Below are 19141 nucleotides of genomic sequence, written 5' to 3' on the forward strand. Positions count from 1 at the left end.
TGCGGGAGTTCAGGCCCGGTACAGCGCCTCGACCTCGCCCGCGTACGTGTTCTCGATGGCCTTGCGCTTCAGTTTCAGGGACGGGGTCAGCAGACCGTGTTCCTCGGTGAACGGCTGGGCCAGGATACGGAAGGTGCGGATCGACTCGGCCTGCGAGACCAGGGTGTTGGCGGCGACCACCGCGCGCCGCACCTCGGTCTCCAGGTCGACGTCCCGCACCAACTCCGCCGGCGTCATCCGCTGCTTGCCGCGCATGGTGAGCCAGTGCTCGACGGCCTCGTGGTCGAGGGTGACGAGGGCGGCGATGTAGGGGCGGTCGTTGCCGACGACGATGCACTGCGAGACCAGCGGATGGTCCCGCACCCGCTCCTCCAGGAGACCCGGCGCGACACTCTTCCCTCCCGAGGTCACCAGGATCTCCTTCTTGCGCCCGGTGATGGTGAGATAGCCGTCCTCGTCGAGGGAGCCCAGGTCACCGGTGGCGAGCCAGCCGTCGTGCAGGGTCTCGTCGGTCGCCTTCTGGTTGTTGAGGTAGCCCTGGAAGACGTTGGGGCCGTTCAGCCAGATCTCGCCGTCGTCCGCGATGTGCACGGTCACACCCGGGACCGCTTGGCCGACGGTGCCGTAGCGGGTGCGTTCGGGCGGGTTGGCGGTCGCGGCGGCCGTCGACTCGGTGAGGCCGTAGCCCTCGTAGATCTGCACGCCCGCCCCGGCGAAGAACAGTCCGAGCCGCCGGTCCATGGCCGAACCGCCGGACATGGCGTTGCGGATCCGGCCGCCCATCGCGGCCCGCACCTTGGAATAGACGAGTTTGTCGAAGAGCTGGTGCTGCATCCGCAGTCCGGCGGACGGGCCGGGGCCGATGCCCCAGGCCTTCTCCTCGACCGCGTCCGCGTACTTCACCGCGATCTCCACGGCCTTCTCGAACGGCCCGGACTTGCCGTCCTTCTCGGCCTTGCGGCGGGCCGCGTTGAAGACCTTCTCGAAGATGTACGGCACGGCGAGGATGAACGTCGGTCTGAAGGCGACCAGGTCGGGCAGCAGAGCGGCGGCGTTGAGCTGCGGCTGGTGGCCGAAACGCACCCCGCCGCGGATCGCCGCGACCTGCACCATCCGCCCGAAGACGTGCGCCAGCGGCAGGAACAGCAGGGTCGCCGCCTCGTCGCCCTTCTTCGAGTGGAAGACGGACTCCCAGCGGTCGATGACCGTGTCCGCCTCGTACATGAAGTTGCCGTGCGAGATGACACAGCCCTTGGGGCGGCCCGTGGTGCCCGAGGTGTAGATGATCGTCGCGGTCGAGTCCGGGGTGACGGCCTGCCGGTGCCGGTGCACCACCTCGTCCTCGATGTGCGCGCCGGCGTCGTACAGCTCCTGCACGGCGCCCGTGTCCAGCTGCCACAGCTGGTGCAGCGCGGGGAGGCGGTCGATGACGGTGGCGATGGTCATCGCGTGGTCCTCGTGCTCGACCATGGCCGCCGTGACCTGCGCGTCGTGCAGCATCCAGAAGCACTGCTCGGCCGACGAGGTGGGGTAGACCGGCACGACCTGGGCGCCGATCGTCCACAGCGCGAAGTCGAACAGCGTCCACTCGTAGCGGGTGCGGGACATGATCGCGACCCGGTCGCCGAAGCGGACGCCCCGGGCCAGCAGCCCCTTGGCGAGGGCGAGGACCTCGTCGCGGAACTCGGCGGCGGTCACGTCCCGCCACGTGTCCTGCTCGTCCTTGCGGCCGAGGGAGACGTGCAGGGGGTCTTCCTGGGCACGCTCGAACACGACGTCGGCCAGACCGCCCACCGGCGGCGCCAACGCCAACGGAGGGTTGGTGAACTCGCGCAAACCCCGCTCCCCGCTCTCGTCGACGCTCCCCACAGCGCGGTGAAAGCTACCCCACCGGACGGAAGGGCGGGAGGGGGCCGGAACCAGAGCAGTCCTCACGTCCGCACAGGTCAGCGCCGGAAAATGCGCTCACAAGGGGAAGGGTCGGACAGAAATCCTTACGGTTCCGTAGGTTTCGGCCCCGTAATCTCCACTGAATCTGTACGACCCGATTACCCCCGCCGTCCCCCTCGCACAACGTCACCCGGACGACGCCGTCTCCTCCTCGCTCAGCGTCCGCGCGGCCGATTCCGTCACCCCGCCCCGCTCCGCGCGACCGGCCCCGACCAGCACGAGGACCAGCGCGCCCGCCGCCGTCCCGACGAACCCGGCCGTCACGAACGCCGCGTCGAGCCCCGACGCGAACGCGGCCCGCAGCGCGTGCTCGGAGAACGCCCCGCGCAACGCCCCGGCCCCGCCCCCCGCGAGCGTGTGCGCCGCGTCGTGCGGGAGCGTGTCCCGCATCCGCGAGGTGAGTACGGTCCCGGACACGGCGACACCGAGCGCGTACCCCAGCTGCCGTACGGTGTTCACCGCGCCGCCCGCCATGCCCGCCCGCTCGGCGGGCACCGCCGCGAGCGCCGCCCCGGCGATGCCCGGCGCCACCAGCCCCGTACCGACCCCCACCAGGACGAGCCCCGGCACCAGCGCCGTCCAGTCCGAACCGGCGCCCAGGACGGCCTGACAGAAGCAGCCCGTGCCGATCAGCAGCAGCCCGCCGCCGATGGTCAGCCGGGCCGGCACCCCGTGCAGCAGCTTCCCGGCGAGCACCGACACCACGACCGCCGCCCCCGTCAGCGGCAACAGCGTCAGCCCGCCGCGCACCGGGCTCATTCCGAGCACCGTCTGCAGCCAGATCGACAGATACGGCATCCCGCCGAACGCCACCCCGTTGAAGGCCAGCCCACCCGCCATCACCCCCACGAACGCGGGCTTCCGCAGCAGCGCCAGATCGAGCAGCGGATACGCCACCCGCCGCTCCACCAGCACGAAACAGACCAGCGCGAGAGCCGCGAGCGCGAAGGACACGAGCGTCGGCGCCGCACCCCAGCCGTCCTCCCCGGCCCGCACCACCGCGTACGTCACCCCGCCCGCGAAACCGGCGAACGCCACCGTCCCCGCCCCGTCGATGCGCATCCCGCGCGGCCCCTTCGACTCCGGCACCACCCGCAGCGTCAGCCACACCGCGGCCACACTCACCGGCAGGTTCACGAAGAAGATCCACCGCCAGCCGGGCCCCTCGGTGAGCACCCCGCCCAGCACCGGCCCGACCGCAGCGGCCCCACCGCTGACCGCGCCCCACACCCCGAGCGCCACCGACCGCCGCCGCCCCTGATACACCGAGCCGAGCAACGGCAGCGTGGTCGCGAGCATCGCCGCCGCCCCCACACCCTGCACGGCCCGGGCGGCCACCAGCCCGCCCGGCCCGCCCGCGAGCCCGCACAGCAGCGACGCCACCGCGAACACCACCAGACCCACCACATGCAGCCGCCGGCGCCCCAGAATGTCGGCGGCGGCCCCGAACCCCAGCAGCAGCGCGGCCAACGCCAGCGCGTACCCGTCGACCACCCACTGCAGATCACTCAGCGACGCGTGCAACGACCGCGCCATGTCCGGCAGCGCGACCACCACGATCGTCACATCCAGCAACAACATGAACGTGCCCAGGCACACCGCCGTCAGCGGCCCCCATGTACGCATGCCCTCAACTCCCCTGTCCGGGATGACCAGTTCTCCGTACGATGGGCCCCTCCCGGACGATCACCGCCGTATCGGGCGCCCCATCGCCGGAATCCGACAGGAGCAGCCGTGCTGGAGATGGAATCCGACATCCTCGACCGGCTCGACATGCAGCTGCTCACCGCCCTGGAGATCAACGGCCGCGCCTCCTTCAGCCGCCTCGGCGCGGTGCTGGGCGCCTCCGACCAGACGATCGCCCGCCGCTTCCGCAGACTCACCGCCGAGGCCGGCCTGCGCGTCGTCGCCATCCGGGACGCCGAACGCCTCGGCCAGGACCAGTGGATGCTGCGCCTGCGCTGCGCCCCCGACAACGCCCTCAACATCGCCGATGCCCTCGCCAGACGCCCCGACACCGCCTGGATCGGCCTCGCCTCCGGCGGCACCGAGATCGTCTGCCTCACCCGCCCGCGCAACCCCGCCGACTACGACGACCTCCTGCTCGGCAAACTCCCGCGCACCCCCAGCGTCCTGGACATCCGCGCCCACCAGATGCTGCACCGCTTCTACGGCGGCCCCACGGGCTGGCTCCGCCGCTTCGACATCCTCACCGACGACCAGGTCACCGCGCTGCTGCCCGAACCGGCGCCGACACCGGGCCCCGCCCGCATCGACGCGGAGGACGAGGCCCTGATCGCCGTACTCGAACGCGACGGACGCGCCACCCACCCCGAACTCCAGCGCGCCACCGGCCGCTCCGAGTCCGCCGTCAAACGCCGCCTCGCCACGCTGATCGGCTCCGGAGCGGTGTACATCGACATCGAGTACGACTCCGAGGTCTTCGGATACGCGCGTGCGGCCGTGCTGTGGATCACGGCGACCCCCGCGGCACTGCACTCGGTCGGCGAGGCACTGGCCACGCACGACCAGATCGCCTACGCGTCCGCCACGGCCGGCCCGTCCAACATCGTCGTGACGGCCGTAGTGAAGGACACGGCGGGGCTCTACGACTACCTCAGCGGACCCCTGGGCCAACTCGACGGAGTGCGGCACGTGGAGGCGAGCCCCTTCCTGCGCCGGGTCAAACAGCTGACGTACCGGACGCTTCCTCTCAACTCGCCCCCAACTCGCGCCCCCTCAAAGTAAGTTCAAGATAAATCATGCTCAATACCAAGCACTCGGAGGCGTGAATCACAGTGTTCGGCGATCGAATGTGGCTCGTCCAAACCGATGCCGCAGGGATTTCCCCGAAGATCTTTTCCGGTGCTGGAAAAAATCTTCGGAAATCCTCAGGGCGAGACCCATGAAAGGGATATCGAATTGAAGACCAAAAACGCTCACCGCAGGTCCCTGGGACGACACAGGAAGGTGGTGGGGGCCTTGGCGGCGGCGACGGCCCTCCTCGGCGGCGGCCTGTACGCCAACGCGAACGCCGCGTCCGTCCAGTCCGACCCGTCCAGCAGCGCCTCTGCGTCGGACCCCGGAACACCGTCCCAGACCACCCCCGGATCCACCTCCCCGTCCACTCCCGGATCCGCCCGCCCGTCCTCCATAGTGCCCTCGAACTCCGCCGGGACCGGCACCTCCGTCTCGGACGTGGTCGACGCCGCCAACACCTTCCTCGACACCCTGGACGACGACCAACAGGCCGACGTACTCCTCGACTTCACCCAGGCCAACGTCGTCGCCTGGTCGAACCTCTCGTGCGGCGCGACCTGCCGGGTCGGCATCGAACTCGGCTCGCTCACGGACAGCCAGCTCGCCGCGGCCAAGGCGGTGGTCGAGGCCGCCACGGGCACCGGCAGCGACACCGGCTACGACCAGATCTCCCAGATCCTCGCGGCCGACGACGTCCTCGGCGAGACCGACAGCAGCTACGGCAGCGGCAACTACTACCTCGCCTTCCTGGGCACCCCGAGCACTACCGGCACCTGGCAACTCCACTTCGGCGGCGACCAGTTGGCCGTCAACCTCACCTACAAGGACGGCGACGTCGTGGGCGCCACCCCGTACTTCGCCGGCGTCGAACCCGTCAGCTGGACCGACGACAGCACCACCTACGCACCCCTGTCCGGCATGCACGACGGCATGGTCTCGATGCTCGAAGGCCTGACCGACGACGAGCTGACCGAGGCGCAGCTCTCCGACACCACCTCCGACGTGGTGCTCGGCCCGGACGACGACGGCGACTTCCCCACCACCAAGGAAGGCATCGCGGCCAGCGAACTCACCGACGACCAGCAGCAGTTGATCCTCGACGCCATCACGCCCTGGGTCGAGGCCGCGGACGACACGACCGCCGCGTCCACCCTGAGCACCTACAAGTCGGAGCTCGACGACACCTACATCTCGTACTCCGGCACCACCGCACTGGACACCGCCGGCGACTACGTACGCATCGACGGACCCGGCGTCTGGATCGAGTTCTCGGTCGAGGACGGAGTGGTCGACACCAGCCAACTCGGCTACAGCAGCGTCTACCGCGACCACGACACCGACTACGGAGGAGAGTTCTCGTTCTCCTGAACCGCCCAACGGGCGGCGCTGCTCCTGACCGACAGTGCCGCCCGCTGTCGCATGTTCTCTCGGTCGATATTTCTTGTACGGCTTCATTTCCCGCCGTCGCGGAATTCGATATCGGCATCGCCCCGCAATGGAACGCCGATACCGTCGGTATTACGGACCGCGCCGATGCAGCCGATCCCCACCCGCCAGAATCGCCGCCGCCAGCGCGTCCGCCGCCTCCTGTGCGGAAACCCGCCGCCGCCCGTGCACCAGCACGAAATCGACCTCGCCCAATTCCGGCAGCCCCGCCCGCTCCGGGACCCGTACAAGTCCCGGCGGCACCAGCCCCTTCGAGTGCGCCATCACCCCGAGTCCCGCCCGGGCGGCGGCGATCAGCCCGTTCAGACTCCCGCTCGTGCAGGCGATCCGCCAGGCCCGCCCCTGCCGCTCAAGTGCCTCCATGGCGAGCGCCCGAGTGATCCCCGGCGGCGGATAGACGATCAGCGGCACCGGGCGATCCGCGTCCAGGCGGAGCCGCTCCGCACCGATCCACACCAGCTTGTCGTGCCACACCGGTTCACCCCGGGGATCCTCGGCCCGTCGCTTCGCCAGCACCAAGTCCAGCTTCCCGGCCGCGAGTTGCTCGTGCAGCGTCCCGGACAGCTCCACCGTCAGCTCCAGGTCGACCTCGGGATGGTCGTACCGGAAGCCCTCCAGGATCTCCGGCAGCCGGGTCAGCACGAAGTCCTCGGACGCCCCGAAGCGCAGCCGGCCGCGCAGCCGGGTGCCGGTGAAGAACGCCGACGCCTGCTCCTGCACCTCCAGGATCCGGCGCGCGAAGCCGAGCATCACCTCGCCGTCCTCCGTCAGCTCCACGGAGTGCGTGTCCCGGGTGAACAGCTGCCGCCCCGTCGCGTCCTCCAGCCGCCGCACATGCTGGCTCACCGTGGACTGACGCAGCCCGAGCCGCCGCGCGGCCTGCGTGAAACTCAGCGTCTGGGACACCGCGAGGAAAGTCCGCAGGTGAGAGAGGTCGTACATGGCATACACCATGGCATACACGGTAGCCGGTCATCGCGAACCGTGATGACAGTCAGAGCGGTATGACGGATTCCCGATCAAGAGGCGGAAGAGGACGATGGGGAGGGCACCGGTCCGCGCCGGACGGGCGGACGTACAGCGAGACAGTGGAGCACAGTGAAACGCCTGCGATGGCCCAGTCGGATGCCGATCGACCCCTACATCCTGCTGCTCCTCGGGACCGTCGGCATCGCCGCACTCCTCCCCGCCCGAGGCACCGGCGCCGAGGTCGCCTCGGGCGCCTCCACGGCCGCCATCGCCTTCCTCTTCTTCCTCTACGGCGCCCGCCTCTCGACCCGCGAGGCACTGGACGGCCTCAAGCACTGGCGACTGCACACCACCGTCCTGGCCTGCACCTTCGTCGTCTTCCCGCTGCTCGGTCTGGCCGCCCGCGGCCTCGTCCCGGTGCTCCTGACCCACCCCCTCTACCAGGGACTGCTCTTCCTCACCCTCGTCCCCTCGACCGTCCAGTCCTCGATCGCGTTCACCTCGATCGCGCGCGGCAACGTGCCCGCCGCGATCTGCGCCGGCTCCTTCTCCTCCCTCGCCGGCATCGTCATCACCCCGCTGCTCGCCGCCGCCCTGCTCGGCGGCAACGCGGGCGGCTTCTCCACCGACTCCGTCGTCAAGATCGTGCTCCAGCTCCTCGTGCCGTTCCTCGCCGGGCAACTGCTGCGACGCTGGGTCGGCGGCTTCATCACCCGGCACAAGAAGGTCCTCGGCTACGTCGACCGCGCCTCGATCCTCCTCGTCGTCTACACCGCGTTCAGCGAAGGCATGGTCCAGGGCATCTGGCACCAGGTCAGCGCGCTGCGCCTGGCCGGACTGCTCGCCGTCGAAGCCGTCGTCCTCGCCGTGATGCTCACCCTGACCTGGTACGGCGGCAAGGCGCTGCGCTTCGACCGGGAGGACCGGATCGCCATCCAGTTCGCCGGCTCGAAGAAGTCCCTCGCCTCCGGACTCCCCATGGCCAGCGTCCTGTTCGGCGCCCACGCCTCCCTCGCCGTACTGCCGCTCATGCTGTTCCACCAGATGCAGCTGATGGTGTGCGCGGTCATCGCCAAGCGCCGCGCCCGCGATCCGCAGCCCGAGGTCACAGGGACGGCGGCCCCAGCCGCAGGGTCACGAACCGCGGTCGGTACAGCGACACATTCCGGCTGAGATTCCAGGCCGCCGAACTGGCCGTCGCGTCCAGCCAGTTGACGTCGTAACTGAGCACGATCCGCCCGTCGCCGCCGAGCGCCGGATGCACCTGCGGGTTGTACGCGGCGACCTGCCCCGGCGGCAGCGGCGGACGGAAACTCCGGGTCGGCCCGTGCCACGGCCCGACGGGCGAACAGGCCCAGTACGAGGTCACCGTGGTCAACCCCCGGCTCCCCGCGGCCATCGTGAACAGGACGTACGTCCCCCCGTCCCGCACCACCGAGAACGCGCTCCCCACACCGGTGTGTCGACCGTCCCCGAGCATCGCCCGCGGCCCGGCCCGGGCCGTCCACGCCGAACCGTCCCAGTGCTCCCAGGCAGTCGGCTCCCCGAGCCGCCCCTCCGGCACCCGCGCCACATACGCCGAGGACGTCGGACGCGCCGCCGCCTGCGCGTCGTTCCCGCCGAAGACATACGTCCACCCGCCCACCGCGACCAACGTCGTCCCGAACTGCACCCGCCGGGACGGGTCTTGGACCAACCGCTGGTCGAAGACCTTCACGATCGACTCCACCCGCAGGTCCGGCAGCGACAGCGTGGCCACCTCGGTCGCGGTCGGCACCCCGTAGATCCACGGATACGCCCCCGCCGTCCGCGTCCACAGCAGCACCCGGACGACGGACTCGGCCGAGCCGGGGGAGCGGGGCTCGACACGGGCCGCGACCGGCCAACGCCACTCGTTCGGGCCCGGATCGGGGAACAGCGGCGCGGGGAGCGTGAGTTGGGGGTGTCCGCCGCGCATCACCACCGCCGAGTTGCGCACCAGCGGCGCAGTGGTGTCCCGCCAGACGTAGGACTCGCCGACCGGGTTGGGCGGGCCGTGCACCTGGCCGAGATAGGTGTCGGAGAACAGCCACAGCACCCGCCCGTCCGGCAGCCGCACCGAGTGGGTGCCGTCACCGCCGGTCCAGTCGTCGGTGCGGGTCGCGTCGTCGCCGTACGCGGCGAAGGAGTTGGTGAGCGGCGCGTCGGCCGACCAGGACCGCACCGTACGGGCCGGGCACGCGGCGCCGCCCTCCCGGTCGCGGTCCTTCGGGAGGGCGGTGAGCAGCACGGCCGCGAGAGCCAGGGTCAGCAGCAGGCCGACCCCGGCTCCCGTCCGCTGTCGTGCTCGTCGGTCCTCGGGCACGCCCGGGACGTTAGTGGCTGCCGCTCACCCGGTCCATGGGCAGCCACAGCACGGTCCCCGCGGTCGGCGGCTGCTGTGCGGCCAGCTCGTCGTCCGTCAACAGGCGGTCCCAGACGTGGACTTCGTCGAGGGACCCGGTGAAGTACTGCAGGCTGTCCACCCGTTGACCGAGGTGCACGCCGAACGGCGAGTTGCGGCTGACGGACCCCACGACGTCCGCCGTGCTCACCGTCGTACCGTCCACGGACAGCGTCAACTGTCCACCACCGCGCCGCACTACGGCGTGGTGCCACTGCCCGTCGTTGTAGGCGCCGGTGGTGACCACGGAGGTGGTGTGGACGGCCGTCGCACCGTCCCGGGTGGTGATCAGCGCCCGCACGTGGTTGCCGGCGGGTTCGCCGCGCAGCCACACCTGCGGCTGGCTGGTGCCGACCCCGCCCATCCACAGGAACGGCTGATCGCCGGTCGTGGCGGTGTAGCGGAACCAGAGGGACGCCGTGAAGTCCTTCGCCCCCAGGGGCAGTCGGTCGCTGTACGGCAGACGTACGGCGTCGTCGACACCGTCGAAGGACAGCGCGCCGCCCGACACCCCGTCCGTCTCCTGGGCGCCGCCGAGCACGGCCGCCCGGCGGGCGTGGTCGGCGAGGTCGGCGGTCGTCGGGTCCGGGCCCCGACGCGGTTGCAGCCAGGCCCCGTTGAAGCGGGCGAAGCGGATCTCGTCGGTCGCCGACACGGCACCGCCCTCGTAGAGCAGCCCCACCGTGTCCCCGTCGATGCGCGCCATGTCGGAGTAGCCGGACCAGTCCTTCGTGACCACCGTGCCGCGGTCCACGCTGTCCCAGGTGCGCCCGCCGTCGTAGGAGGAGCGGATCATCATCGTCCGGCGGCGGTCGGGATCCGCGTCGCAGGACAGCAGGATCCGGGAGCCGACGCCGAGCGTCGAGCACTGGACCTGCGGGGCGTACAGGTCGGGCAGGTCCCGGAAGGGCGCCGCGAAGCTGTCGCCGCCGTCGCGGCTGACCGCCTGGGTGCGGTGGCCGAGGGCGGTGCCGTCCTGCTCACGGCCGCTCACCAGGATGGAGCCGTCGGTGCGCTCGGTCGGCGTCACCTCGGACGGCTTCTGCCGCCAGGTCCCGTCGGCCGCGATCGGGTACGAGTCGGTCGCGCCGATCCTCCAGTGGTCGCCGCCGTCGTCGCTCACGATCAGTGCCGCGTTGTTCGCGGTGACCCGACTCCCGTCCCAGGTCTCGGTGTTGACGCCGAACACGAGCCGGCCCCGGTGCTTGCCGCGGGTGAGCTGGGTGCCGTGCACGGGTCCGGTGGCGTACCAGGAGTTCCAGTTCGGGGGCAGGATCTCGTCGCTCAGGTCACGCGGCTGCGACCAGCTGAGACCGTCGTCGTCGCTGTACTGCAGATGCGGGGTGCGGTCGCAGGGGACGGAGCAACTGGCGCTGTCCGTACGGCCCGTGTTGTACGTCTCGGCGAGCAGGACACGGCCCGTCTCGCGGTCCACGACGGGCGCCGGGTTGCCGTGCGTGTCGCCGCCGCCGTGGTTGACGACCTGCAGTGGGCTCCAGGTGGCGCCGTCGTCGGTGGAGCGTTTCACGACGATGTCGATGTCGGTGGCGTCACCGCAGTTGAGGACCCGGCCCTCGGCGAACGCGAGCAGCGTCCCGTCGTTCGTCCGCACGACGGCCGGGATCCGGAAGCAGGCGTAGCCCGGGTCCTGGGACGCCTTGAAGAGGACCTGTTGCGCGAACTCCGGTGTGGGGCTGGTGGTTTGGGCGGCGGCGGCGTGGGCCGGGCTCGGGAGAACGAGCAGCGCGGCCAGGGTGAGTACGGCGGTGAGGGTGGATCTCAGACGTGCGCGAAGACTTGACGGCATGGTGGTGCAACCTGCCCTTCATTCGTCTTGACATCCGGACATCCCACGTCCAACGGGCACGCCACAGACGTTAGTTGGGGCATCCGGAGCCTCACAAGAAGCGTGCAGCGGTCGGTGTCACGGAAGTTGACGGGGACAGGAGCGCCAGAGACGGATCGGCGTCTCAGGGCCGCAGCACGACCTTGCCCAGATTGCCCCGCGACTCGATCACCTCGTGCGCCTTCGCCGCCTCCGCCAGCCCGAACTCCCCGTGCACGAACGGCTTCAGGGCACCCTCGGCGAACAGCCGCCACAGCTCCCGCCGCCACCGCTCGTACAACTCCGGCCTCCCGCGCGCGATCCGCGCCATCTGGAACCCGATCACGGACTTCGCGCCCACGAGCAGGTCGTACGCCCGGATCGTCCCGCCGCCCGAGCTGTACGCCACGAGCCGCCCGCCCGGGACGAGCGCCGCCACCGCCGGGGTGAGCAACTCGCCGCCCACCGCGTCGAGTACGAAGTCGACGGGCTCGACCGAGCCCAACGCGTCGTAGATGATCACCTCGTCGGCGCCCAGGGCGTGCACGAAGTCACCCTTCGCCGGATCGGAGACCGCGCCCACCACCCGCCCCGCACCCCGTGCCTTCGCCAACTGCACGGCGAGATGGCCGACTCCGCTCGCCGCGGCCGTGATCAGCGCGGCCTCGCCCGGCTCGGGGCGGGCCGCGTCCAGCGCGCCCAGGGCCACCAGCCCGCTGCGGACGAGCGCGACCGCGTCGACGGCGGAGGCGGTGTCGGGCACGGGGGAGGCCATGACCTCGTGGAGGACGGCGAAGTCGGCGTATCCGTGGCCGAAGCACAGCCCCGTCACCCGCTCGCCCACCCGGAATCCGGTCGCACCCTGTCCTACGGCGACCACCTCGCCCGCGATCTCACCGCCGAGCTGGATCGGCTCGGCGGCCTCGGTGACCTTGCGGACGACGGGCAGGGTGACGCCGATCGCCTCGGCGCGGACGAGGAGTTCACCGGGTCCGGGGTCCGGTACGGGGGCCTCCTCCAGGAACAGCGGGCCGCCGGTGGACTCGTAGCGGACGCGACGCATCGCACCTCCAGGAATCGTTGGGGGTCCCAATGATATTTGTCATTTCATTGGGAAGTCCAACGACTTTTCGCTAGGCTGCCTCCATGGCCGAAGCACCCCTTCCCGCGATCCGCTCCCTGCCCAGCTGGCTCCTCGGCCGAGCCGCCGCCCGGGGCCGGGCCCTCGTCGCCGACGCCCTGGCCGCCGAAGGCCTGAAGATGTGGCACCACGTGGTCCTCTCCGCCGTCCGCGACCTCGCCCCCGTCGCCCAGGCCGACCTCGGCCGCGGTGTCGGACTCGACCCCAAGGACCTCGTCGGCGTCCTCAACGACCTCCAGTCCGCCCGCCTGGTCGTCCGCGAGCCGGACCCCAAGGACCGCCGCAAGAACGCGGTGTCGCTCACGCCGGAGGGCGCACGGCTGCTGAAGCGCTGCGAGCAGGCGGCCCGCGAGGCCAACGAACAGCTCCTCGCACCGCTGGCGGCGGCCGAACGCGACCGGTTCATGGACCTGTTGATCCGGATCTCCGGTACGGACGGCTGACGGGAGCTAACGTTCCGTCATGACCCCACCGCAGACTCCCGAACCCCGGCTCGCCCTCGACCCCGCGCGCACCGCCCTGGTCCTCGTCGACCTGATGGACCGCATCGTCGCGCTGCCGCTCGAACCCTACAAGGGCACCGAAGTCCTCTCCGTGGCCCAGGAGTTGGCCGCCGCCTTCCGCTCGGCCGGAGCGCTCGTCGTACTGATCCGCGTCGAACGCCCCGGCATCACCGAACAGCCCTCCGGCAGCGGACTCGCCCCCGGGCTGGCCGAGAAGGGCGACCTGGAGATCGTGAAACGGACGATCGGCGGCTTCCAGGGCACGGGACTTGACGAACGCCTGCGCCAACGGGGCGTCGACACCCTGGTGTTCGGCGGGATCGCCACCAACCTCGGCGTGGAGTCCACCGCCCGCGCCGCCGGCGACCTCGGCTACGACCTCGTCTTCGTCGAGGACGCGATGAGCGCGTTCACCGCGGCCGAGCACCAGGCGTCGGTCAGGCTCGACTTCCCACGGCTGGGGACGGTCGTGACGGCGGCGGAGGCGGGTTTCACACCGAGAGGCTGAGACGCCCTGTGAGCAGGGGAGTTGAGAAGTGCGGCCCCGCTGTCAGACGAGGAGCGTGCCGCCGTCCACGACCACCGTCGAACCGGTGGTGTAGCCGCCGCGCATCAGATACAGATACGCCTCGGCGACATCGGCCGGCTCCCCGATCCGGCCGACCGGGAGCGACCCGGCGACGGACGCGAACAGGCCGTCCCGGTCCTCCTCGGGCAACTCCCGCCACAACTCGGTGCGCACGAGGCCGGGCGCCACCACGTTGACCCGCAGCGGCGCCAGCTCCAGGGCCAGCGCCCTGGTCAGCGACTCCATCGCCCCGCACAGCGCGGCGGCGACGGACGTACCGGGCATCGGCCTGCGCCCGGCGGTACCCGTGGTCAGCACCACCGAACCGCCCTCCCGGATCGACCCGGCACCGTACTTCACCGCCGTGTACGCACCCCACAACCGCGTGTCCAGGAACGCCCGGGCCCGCCCGAGGTCGGACTCCGCCACGCTCTCCATCAGCAGCGCCTCACCCGCCGTGTACACCAGGTGGTCGTATCCGCCGAGCGCCGCGAAGAAGTCCCGCACCGCGTCCGCGTCACCCGCGTCGAGCACCCGGCCCTCCGCGTCCTCCGGGAGCCGCTTCAGCGCCGCGTCCACACTCTCCTGCCGACGCGAGGCGACCACCACCCGGGCGCCCTCCCGCCCGGCCGCCTCCGCCACCGCGAGCCCGATACCCGCCGTACCGCCGATGACGACGATCCGCTGTCCTCGCAGTCCCATGTCCTGCCCCTTTCGCATTGCTGTGACGCCGTCCAGCCTGCGGTCGCCGCCACCCCGCCGTCCAAGACCTCTTTCGGCGACGGCGATACCCTGAAGGCATCGCCGACGGCAACGGCAACGGCAACGGCAGGGAGGCGGTGGCACCCATGGACCTCGACCTGCGGAAGGTCCGCTACTTCGTGGCGGTGGCCGAACTGCTCCACTTCGGGCGCGCGGCCGAACAACTGCACATCGCGCAGCCGGTGTTGAGCCGTCAGATCAGGGCCCTGGAAAAGGACTTGGACGCCACCCTCTTCGAACGCGACAGCCACGGCGCGACCTTGACGGCCGCCGGACGCCAACTCCTCGACGACGCACGGACCTTGCTCGCCTCCGCGAACGCCACCCGCCGCAGGGTGCAACGCGCCGCACACGGGCCGCACCGCCTCGTCGTCGGCTTCCGCGCCGGTGTCGTGATCACCCCCGCACTGCGCGCCTTCGCCGCCGCCCACCCCGAGGCCGAGGTCAAGGCCCGGCGGGTCGAATGGGACGACCAGGAACAGCTGATCCTCGACGGCACCGTCGACCTCGCCTACCTGCGCCGCCCCATCCGAGAACAGGGCCTCACCCTGCTCCCGCTCTTCACCGAGACCCGGGTGGCCATGCTCCCCGCCGACCACCGGCTCGCCGGCAAACCGGACCTCGTCCTGGCCGACCTCGACGGCGAGACCTGGCTGCGCTACCTCAACCCCCACCCCGACCCCGACGACGTACCGATCCGCAGCATCGAGGAGAAGTTCGAGAACGTCGCCTCCGGAGCGGGCATCACCATGGTCCCCGTCTCCGTCGCCGAGCAGTACTCCCGCCCCGACATCACCTACGTCCCCGTGACCGACGCCGAACCCGACGAGGTGATCCTCGCCTGGGAGACGACCCGCCGCTCACCCCTCGTCACGGCGTTCGTACGGGCCGCACAGGGCGTCGAGGGTCAGGACTGAGGCGGGGCCCCTGCGGCGCAGGGGGCGCTCCCCGCCGGCCGGGGCCCCGCCGCCGTGCCGCGGGGCGGGGGCGTCAGCCCTGGGTGGCCGTGGCCGTCAGGGCGATGCGGTCCTCGCCCGCGTACACGTTCATGTTGCTGCCCCGCAGGAAGCCCACCAGGGTCAGCCCCGTCTCCGCCGCCAGGTCCACGGCCAGCGACGAGGGCGCCGACACCGCCGCCAGCACCGGGATCCCGGCCATCACGGCCTTCTGCGCCAGCTCGAAGGAGGCCCGGCCCGAGACGAGCAGGATCACCCGGGACAGCGGCAGGTCCCCGTTCTGCAGGGCACGGCCGACCAGCTTGTCGACCGCGTTGTGCCGGCCCACGTCCTCCCGTACGTCCAGCAGCTCACCCTCCTCACTGAACAGGGCCGCCGCATGCAGACCCCCGGTCCGGTCGAAGACCCGCTGGGCCGCGCGCAGCCGGTCGGGGAGGCTCGCGAGCAGCGCGGGCTCGACACGGACCGGGGGAGTGTCGGTGATCGGCCAGCGGGTCGTCGTACGGACCGCGTCCAGGCTCGCCTTGCCGCACAGACCGCACGACGACGTCGTATACACGTTCCGCTCCAGCGTGATGTCCGGAATCACCACGTCGGGGGAGGTCCGTACGTCCACCACGTTGTAGGAGTTCGAACCGTCGACGGTCGCCCCCGCGCAGTACACGATGTTCTGCAGATCGTATGCGTTCGCCAGTACACCCTCGCTGACCAGGAACCCGGCCGCGAGCGCGAAGTCGTCGCCCGGTGTGCGCATGGTGATCGCGAGCGGCTTGCCGTTGAGCCGGATCTCCAGGGGTTCCTCGGCGACGAGCGTGTCCGGGCGGCTGGAGACCGCGCCGTCCCGGATCCGGATCACCTTGCGTCGTTCCGTGACTCGTCCCATGTCCTGATCAGCCCCGGTTCTGTACGTGCTGGTGGCCGAAACGGCCCTTGCTGCAGAGGTGACCCTCACGCCTTCATTGTCCTGCACGTGCGGAGCGAGTCGGCGGCCCACCCACGTCTCCTCGCACGGCACCCCTCATGCGGCACTTCTCAGCGCGAGCAGGTCCGAGATGGCGTGCACGGTGCGCAGGGTGGGCACCTCCACGCCGGTGATCTCCGCCAACTCGACGACGGCAGCGAGGAGCACGTCGAGTTCGAGCGGCTTGCCGCGCTCCAGGTCCTGGAGCGTCGAGGTGCGGTGGTCACCGACGCGTTCCGCGCCCGCGAGCCGCCGCTCGATGGAGACGCCGACCTCGCACCCCAGGGCCTCGGCGACGGAGAGCGTCTCGGTCATCATGATCTCGATGACCCTGCGGGTTCCGCCGTGCAGACACATCTGCCGCATGGTGGCGCGGGCCAGCGCGCTGATCGGGTTGAACGAGATGTTGCCGAGCAGCTTGAGCCAGATGTCGTTGCGCAACTCCGGCTCGACCGGGCACTTCAATCCGCCGGCCCGCATGGCCTCGCTCAGCGCGAGACAGCGTGCCGAGACGCTCCGGTCGGGCTCCCCGATCGAGAACCGGGTGCCTTCGAGATGGCGCACGACTCCCGGGCCTGCGAGCTCCGTCGCCGCGTAGACGACACAGCCGACGGCCCGTTCGGGCGCGAGCACCGCACTGACCGCGCCGTCCGGGTCCACACTCTCGATGCGCTGCCCGTCGTAGGGGCCGCCGTGCGCGTGGAAGTACCACCAGGGGATGCCGTTCTGGGCCGCCACCACCGCCGTGGTGTCGTGCAACAGGGGCGCGATGAGCGGCCCGCACGCCGCGTACGCATTGGCCTTCAGACCGAGGAGGACGAAGTCGACCGGGCCGATCTCCGCCGGGTCGTCGGTGGCATGGACGCGGGCGGTGAAGTCGCCGCGCGGGCTGAGGACTTGGACGCCGTGCTGCCTCATGGCCGCGAGATGCGGTCCACGGGCGACGAGATGCACATCGGCGCCCGCACGGTGGAGTGCGGCGCCGACATAGGCACCGATCGCACCGGCGCCGAGGACTGCGACTTTCACTGGGAACTCTCCGTTCGGTCGAGGGAGTACCGCGGAGGTGGCTGCCGTTGCTGCCGTCCGGCCAGTACGGACGGCAGAAAAACAGTGTCGACGAAATATTGTCTACAGTATGGAGTCGAGGGTCGGCAAGGGTTCGGACAGCGCCCGTTGCGTCAACGCCCGTTCCAGCGGCGACCGTTCGGCGCATTCTGCATACCGCTCATCGCACACGGTCGACGCGCCGCCTTCTCAACTCCCTTGCCACTCCCTACCGTCCGGGATCATGAGTCCCCCAGTAGCACCCCCGGCGTGGAGCCGCTGGCTGGTTCCCCCCGCCGCCCTCTCGGTGCACCTCTCCATCGGCCAGGCCTACGCCTGGAGCGTCTTCAAGCCGCCGCTCGAATCCTCACTCAATCTCAGCGGCACACAGAGCGCGCTGCCCTTCCAACTCGCCATCGTCATGCTCGGATTGTCGGCCGCGTTCGGCGGCACCCTCGTCGAGCGCAACGGACCGCGCTGGGCGATGACCGTCGCCCTGATCTGTTTCTCCTCCGGCTTCCTGATCTCCGCGCTGGGCGCGGAGACGAAGCAGTTCTGGCTGATCGTCCTCGGCTACGGCTTCGTCGGCGGCATCGGCCTCGGCATCGGCTACATCTCGCCGGTCTCGACCCTGATCAAGTGGTTCCCGGACCGGCCGGGCATGGCCACCGGCATCGCCATCATGGGCTTCGGCGGCGGCGCGCTCATCGCCTCCCCGTGGACTGCCCAGATGCTGAAGTCGTTCGGCTCCGACAACTCCGGCATCGCGCAGACGTTCCTCGTACTCGGTCTTTCGTATGCGGTCTTCATGACACTCGGTGTGCTGCTCGTGCGGGTGCCGCGCACCGAAGGCTCCCAGGACCCGGCGAACGCGCCCGGCGCCCCCGCCCTCACCGGCGTCCAGGTCTCCGCCAACAGCGCCGTGCGCACCCCGCAGTTCTGGTGCCTGTGGGTCGTCCTGTGCATGAACGTGACCGCGGGCATCGGCATCCTGGAGAAGGCCGCCCCGATGATCACGGACTTCTTCGCGGACACCTCCACACCGGTCACGGTGTCGGCCGCCGCCGGCTTCGTCGCGCTGCTCTCCGCGGCCAACATGGCCGGCCGTATCGGCTGGTCGTCGACCTCCGACCTGATCGGACGCAAGAACATCTACCGCGTCTACCTGGGCGTCGGCGCGGTCATGTACGCGCTCATCGCACTGTTCGGCGACTCCTCGAAGCCGCTGTTCATCCTGTGCGCGCTGGTCATCCTCTCCTTCTACGGCGGCGGCTTCGCGACCGTACCCGCATACCTGAAGGACCTCTTCGGGACCTACCAGGTGGGCGCGATCCACGGCCGGCTCCTCACCGCCTGGTCCCTGGCCGGTGTCCTCGGACCGCTGATCGTGAACTGGATCGCCGACCACCAGAAGGACGCCGGCAAACACGGCGCCGCCCTCTACGACACCTCCTTCCTGATCATGATCGGACTCCTCGTCATCGGCTTCGTCGCCAACGAACTCGTCCGGCCCGTCAACCCCCGCCACCACATCCCCGCCCAGAGGGAGGCCGTCGATGTCGAACGACACCAGCCAGAGTCCGCCTGACCGACGGCCGCTCGTCGCCTTCGCCTGGCTCTGGGTGGGCGCGCCCCTTGCGTACGGCCTGTACGAACTCGTCCTCAAGGCGAAGCAGCTGTTCACCGGCTGAATGTTCGGGCGACACCGTCAATCACAGGATGGATGACAGAAGCCGACAACCCGGACGGTAGTTTCCTGTGGCATCACCTGCCGTCGTACCCGCGAGTCACTGGCAAGACTGGTGGATCCCGCTACCCAAGGCAACGAGGG

The 19141-nt window shown here is 70.5% G+C and carries 17 protein-coding genes; 8 read left to right on the forward strand and 9 right to left on the reverse strand.

Translation table 11 applies throughout. The features are described 5' to 3' along the window. Nucleotides 1-9: 9 nt before the first annotated feature. Nucleotides 10-1836 carry an AMP-dependent synthetase/ligase gene (locus tag OC490_RS05780; RefSeq protein ID WP_262056688.1) on the reverse strand — a complete coding sequence of 609 codons (1827 nt, stop codon included), beginning with the start codon at nucleotides 1834-1836 and terminating at the stop codon, nucleotides 10-12. A gap of 240 nt (nucleotides 1837-2076) precedes the next feature. Continuing rightward, nucleotides 2077-3576 carry an MFS transporter gene (locus tag OC490_RS05785; RefSeq protein WP_262056689.1) on the reverse strand — a complete coding sequence of 500 codons (1500 nt, stop codon included), beginning with the start codon at nucleotides 3574-3576 and terminating at the stop codon, nucleotides 2077-2079. Between the two features lie 117 nt (nucleotides 3577-3693). Here OC490_RS05785 and OC490_RS05790 point away from each other — a divergent pair, with 117 nt between their 5' ends. Then, entirely contained in the window at nucleotides 3694-4698 is a 1005-nt protein-coding gene (locus OC490_RS05790) for an Lrp/AsnC family transcriptional regulator (protein WP_262056794.1), read from the forward strand. Between the two features lie 234 nt (nucleotides 4699-4932). Continuing rightward, on the forward strand, nucleotides 4933-6078 hold the full coding sequence (locus OC490_RS05795; protein WP_262056690.1) for a DUF3500 domain-containing protein: 1146 nt from the start codon (nucleotides 4933-4935) through the stop codon (nucleotides 6076-6078). A 150-nt stretch (nucleotides 6079-6228) separates the two neighbouring features. Here the strand turns inward: OC490_RS05795 and OC490_RS05800 are convergent, their stop codons facing one another. Further along, the gene (locus OC490_RS05800) at nucleotides 6229-7098 is read right to left on the reverse strand and encodes a LysR substrate-binding domain-containing protein (RefSeq protein ID WP_262056795.1); all 870 of its coding nucleotides are present in this window, start codon (nucleotides 7096-7098) and stop codon (nucleotides 6229-6231) included. Between the two features lie 183 nt (nucleotides 7099-7281). On the opposite strand from OC490_RS05800, the gene OC490_RS05805 reads away from it, so the two are divergent. Next, nucleotides 7282-8298: a bile acid:sodium symporter family protein gene (locus OC490_RS05805; protein ID WP_262056691.1), complete on the forward strand. Its 1017-nt coding sequence runs from the start codon at nucleotides 7282-7284 to the stop codon at nucleotides 8296-8298. Here the strand turns inward: OC490_RS05805 and OC490_RS05810 are convergent. From OC490_RS05810 to OC490_RS05820, 3 genes are all read right to left on the reverse strand, one after another. Further along, nucleotides 8231-9469, reverse strand: coding sequence for a hypothetical protein (locus OC490_RS05810; RefSeq protein ID WP_262056692.1), 1239 nt, complete (start codon nucleotides 9467-9469; stop codon nucleotides 8231-8233). The two genes, OC490_RS05805 and OC490_RS05810, sit on opposite strands and share 68 nt — an antisense overlap. A 10-nt stretch (nucleotides 9470-9479) precedes the next feature. Further along, the gene (locus OC490_RS05815; protein WP_262056693.1) at nucleotides 9480-11354 is read right to left on the reverse strand and encodes a sialidase family protein; all 1875 of its coding nucleotides are present in this window, start codon (nucleotides 11352-11354) and stop codon (nucleotides 9480-9482) included. Between the two features lie 163 nt (nucleotides 11355-11517). Next, nucleotides 11518-12435: a zinc-binding alcohol dehydrogenase family protein gene (locus OC490_RS05820; protein ID WP_262056694.1), complete on the reverse strand. Its 918-nt coding sequence runs from the start codon at nucleotides 12433-12435 to the stop codon at nucleotides 11518-11520. An 83-nt stretch (nucleotides 12436-12518) separates the two neighbouring features. Between OC490_RS05820 and OC490_RS05825 the strand changes: the two genes are divergently transcribed. Both OC490_RS05825 and OC490_RS05830 read left to right on the forward strand, forming a co-directional pair. Next, on the forward strand, nucleotides 12519-12956 hold the full coding sequence (locus tag OC490_RS05825) for a MarR family winged helix-turn-helix transcriptional regulator (protein WP_262056695.1): 438 nt from the start codon (nucleotides 12519-12521) through the stop codon (nucleotides 12954-12956). Between the two features lie 19 nt (nucleotides 12957-12975). Then, nucleotides 12976-13524 carry an isochorismatase family protein gene (locus OC490_RS05830; RefSeq protein ID WP_262056696.1) on the forward strand — a complete coding sequence of 183 codons (549 nt, stop codon included), beginning with the start codon at nucleotides 12976-12978 and terminating at the stop codon, nucleotides 13522-13524. Nucleotides 13525-13566: 42 nt separating this feature from the next. Here OC490_RS05830 and OC490_RS05835 read toward each other — a convergent pair whose 3' ends face one another. Then, entirely contained in the window at nucleotides 13567-14286 is a 720-nt protein-coding gene (locus OC490_RS05835; RefSeq protein WP_262056697.1) for an SDR family oxidoreductase, read from the reverse strand. Between the two features lie 146 nt (nucleotides 14287-14432). Here OC490_RS05835 and OC490_RS05840 point away from each other — a divergent pair, with 146 nt between their 5' ends. Continuing rightward, nucleotides 14433-15263, forward strand: coding sequence for a LysR family transcriptional regulator (locus tag OC490_RS05840; RefSeq protein WP_262056698.1), 831 nt, complete (start codon nucleotides 14433-14435; stop codon nucleotides 15261-15263). Nucleotides 15264-15336: 73 nt separating this feature from the next. Here the strand turns inward: OC490_RS05840 and fdhD are convergent, their stop codons facing one another. After that, nucleotides 15337-16185 carry a formate dehydrogenase accessory sulfurtransferase FdhD gene (fdhD, locus tag OC490_RS05845; RefSeq protein ID WP_262056699.1) on the reverse strand — a complete coding sequence of 283 codons (849 nt, stop codon included), beginning with the start codon at nucleotides 16183-16185 and terminating at the stop codon, nucleotides 15337-15339. Between the two features lie 135 nt (nucleotides 16186-16320). After that, a complete protein-coding gene (locus OC490_RS05850; RefSeq protein ID WP_262056700.1) occupies nucleotides 16321-17292 on the reverse strand; it encodes a 2-dehydropantoate 2-reductase in 972 nt (323 codons plus the stop codon). Nucleotides 17293-17554: 262 nt separating this feature from the next. Between OC490_RS05850 and OC490_RS05855 the strand changes: the two genes are divergently transcribed. Then, nucleotides 17555-18898: an OFA family MFS transporter gene (locus OC490_RS05855; RefSeq protein WP_262056701.1), complete on the forward strand. Its 1344-nt coding sequence runs from the start codon at nucleotides 17555-17557 to the stop codon at nucleotides 18896-18898. Beyond that, on the forward strand, nucleotides 18867-19001 hold the full coding sequence (locus tag OC490_RS05860; RefSeq protein ID WP_262056702.1) for a hypothetical protein: 135 nt from the start codon (nucleotides 18867-18869) through the stop codon (nucleotides 18999-19001). Before OC490_RS05855 ends, OC490_RS05860 begins: the two co-directional genes overlap by 32 nt. Nucleotides 19002-19141: the final 140 nt, after the last annotated feature.

Origin of the sequence: Streptomyces sp. STR69 (assembly GCF_024519455.1) — a bacterium.
Classification (GTDB): domain Bacteria; phylum Actinomycetota; class Actinomycetes; order Streptomycetales; family Streptomycetaceae; genus Streptomyces.

What these genes read in the sequence shown, in the direction of transcription:
- OC490_RS05860 (WP_262056702.1), top strand. Translation starts at nt 18,867, where the DNA reads ATGTCGAACGACACCAGCCAGAGTCCGCCTGACCGACGGCCGCTCGTC.
- OC490_RS05835 (WP_262056697.1), bottom strand. Translation starts at nt 14,286, where the DNA reads ATGGGACTGCGAGGACAGCGGATCGTCGTCATCGGCGGTACGGCGGGT.
- fdhD (WP_262056699.1), bottom strand. Translation starts at nt 16,185, where the DNA reads ATGGGACGAGTCACGGAACGACGCAAGGTGATCCGGATCCGGGACGGC.
- OC490_RS05830 (WP_262056696.1), top strand. Translation starts at nt 12,976, where the DNA reads ATGACCCCACCGCAGACTCCCGAACCCCGGCTCGCCCTCGACCCCGCG.
- OC490_RS05785 (WP_262056689.1), bottom strand. Translation starts at nt 3,576, where the DNA reads ATGCGTACATGGGGGCCGCTGACGGCGGTGTGCCTGGGCACGTTCATG.
- OC490_RS05825 (WP_262056695.1), top strand. Translation starts at nt 12,519, where the DNA reads ATGGCCGAAGCACCCCTTCCCGCGATCCGCTCCCTGCCCAGCTGGCTC.
- OC490_RS05815 (WP_262056693.1), bottom strand. Translation starts at nt 11,354, where the DNA reads ATGCCGTCAAGTCTTCGCGCACGTCTGAGATCCACCCTCACCGCCGTA.
- OC490_RS05800 (WP_262056795.1), bottom strand. Translation starts at nt 7,098, where the DNA reads ATGTACGACCTCTCTCACCTGCGGACTTTCCTCGCGGTGTCCCAGACG.
- OC490_RS05840 (WP_262056698.1), top strand. Translation starts at nt 14,433, where the DNA reads ATGGACCTCGACCTGCGGAAGGTCCGCTACTTCGTGGCGGTGGCCGAA.
- OC490_RS05805 (WP_262056691.1), top strand. Translation starts at nt 7,282, where the DNA reads ATGCCGATCGACCCCTACATCCTGCTGCTCCTCGGGACCGTCGGCATC.
- OC490_RS05820 (WP_262056694.1), bottom strand. Translation starts at nt 12,435, where the DNA reads ATGCGTCGCGTCCGCTACGAGTCCACCGGCGGCCCGCTGTTCCTGGAG.
- OC490_RS05790 (WP_262056794.1), top strand. Translation starts at nt 3,694, where the DNA reads ATGGAATCCGACATCCTCGACCGGCTCGACATGCAGCTGCTCACCGCC.
- OC490_RS05855 (WP_262056701.1), top strand. Translation starts at nt 17,555, where the DNA reads ATGAGTCCCCCAGTAGCACCCCCGGCGTGGAGCCGCTGGCTGGTTCCC.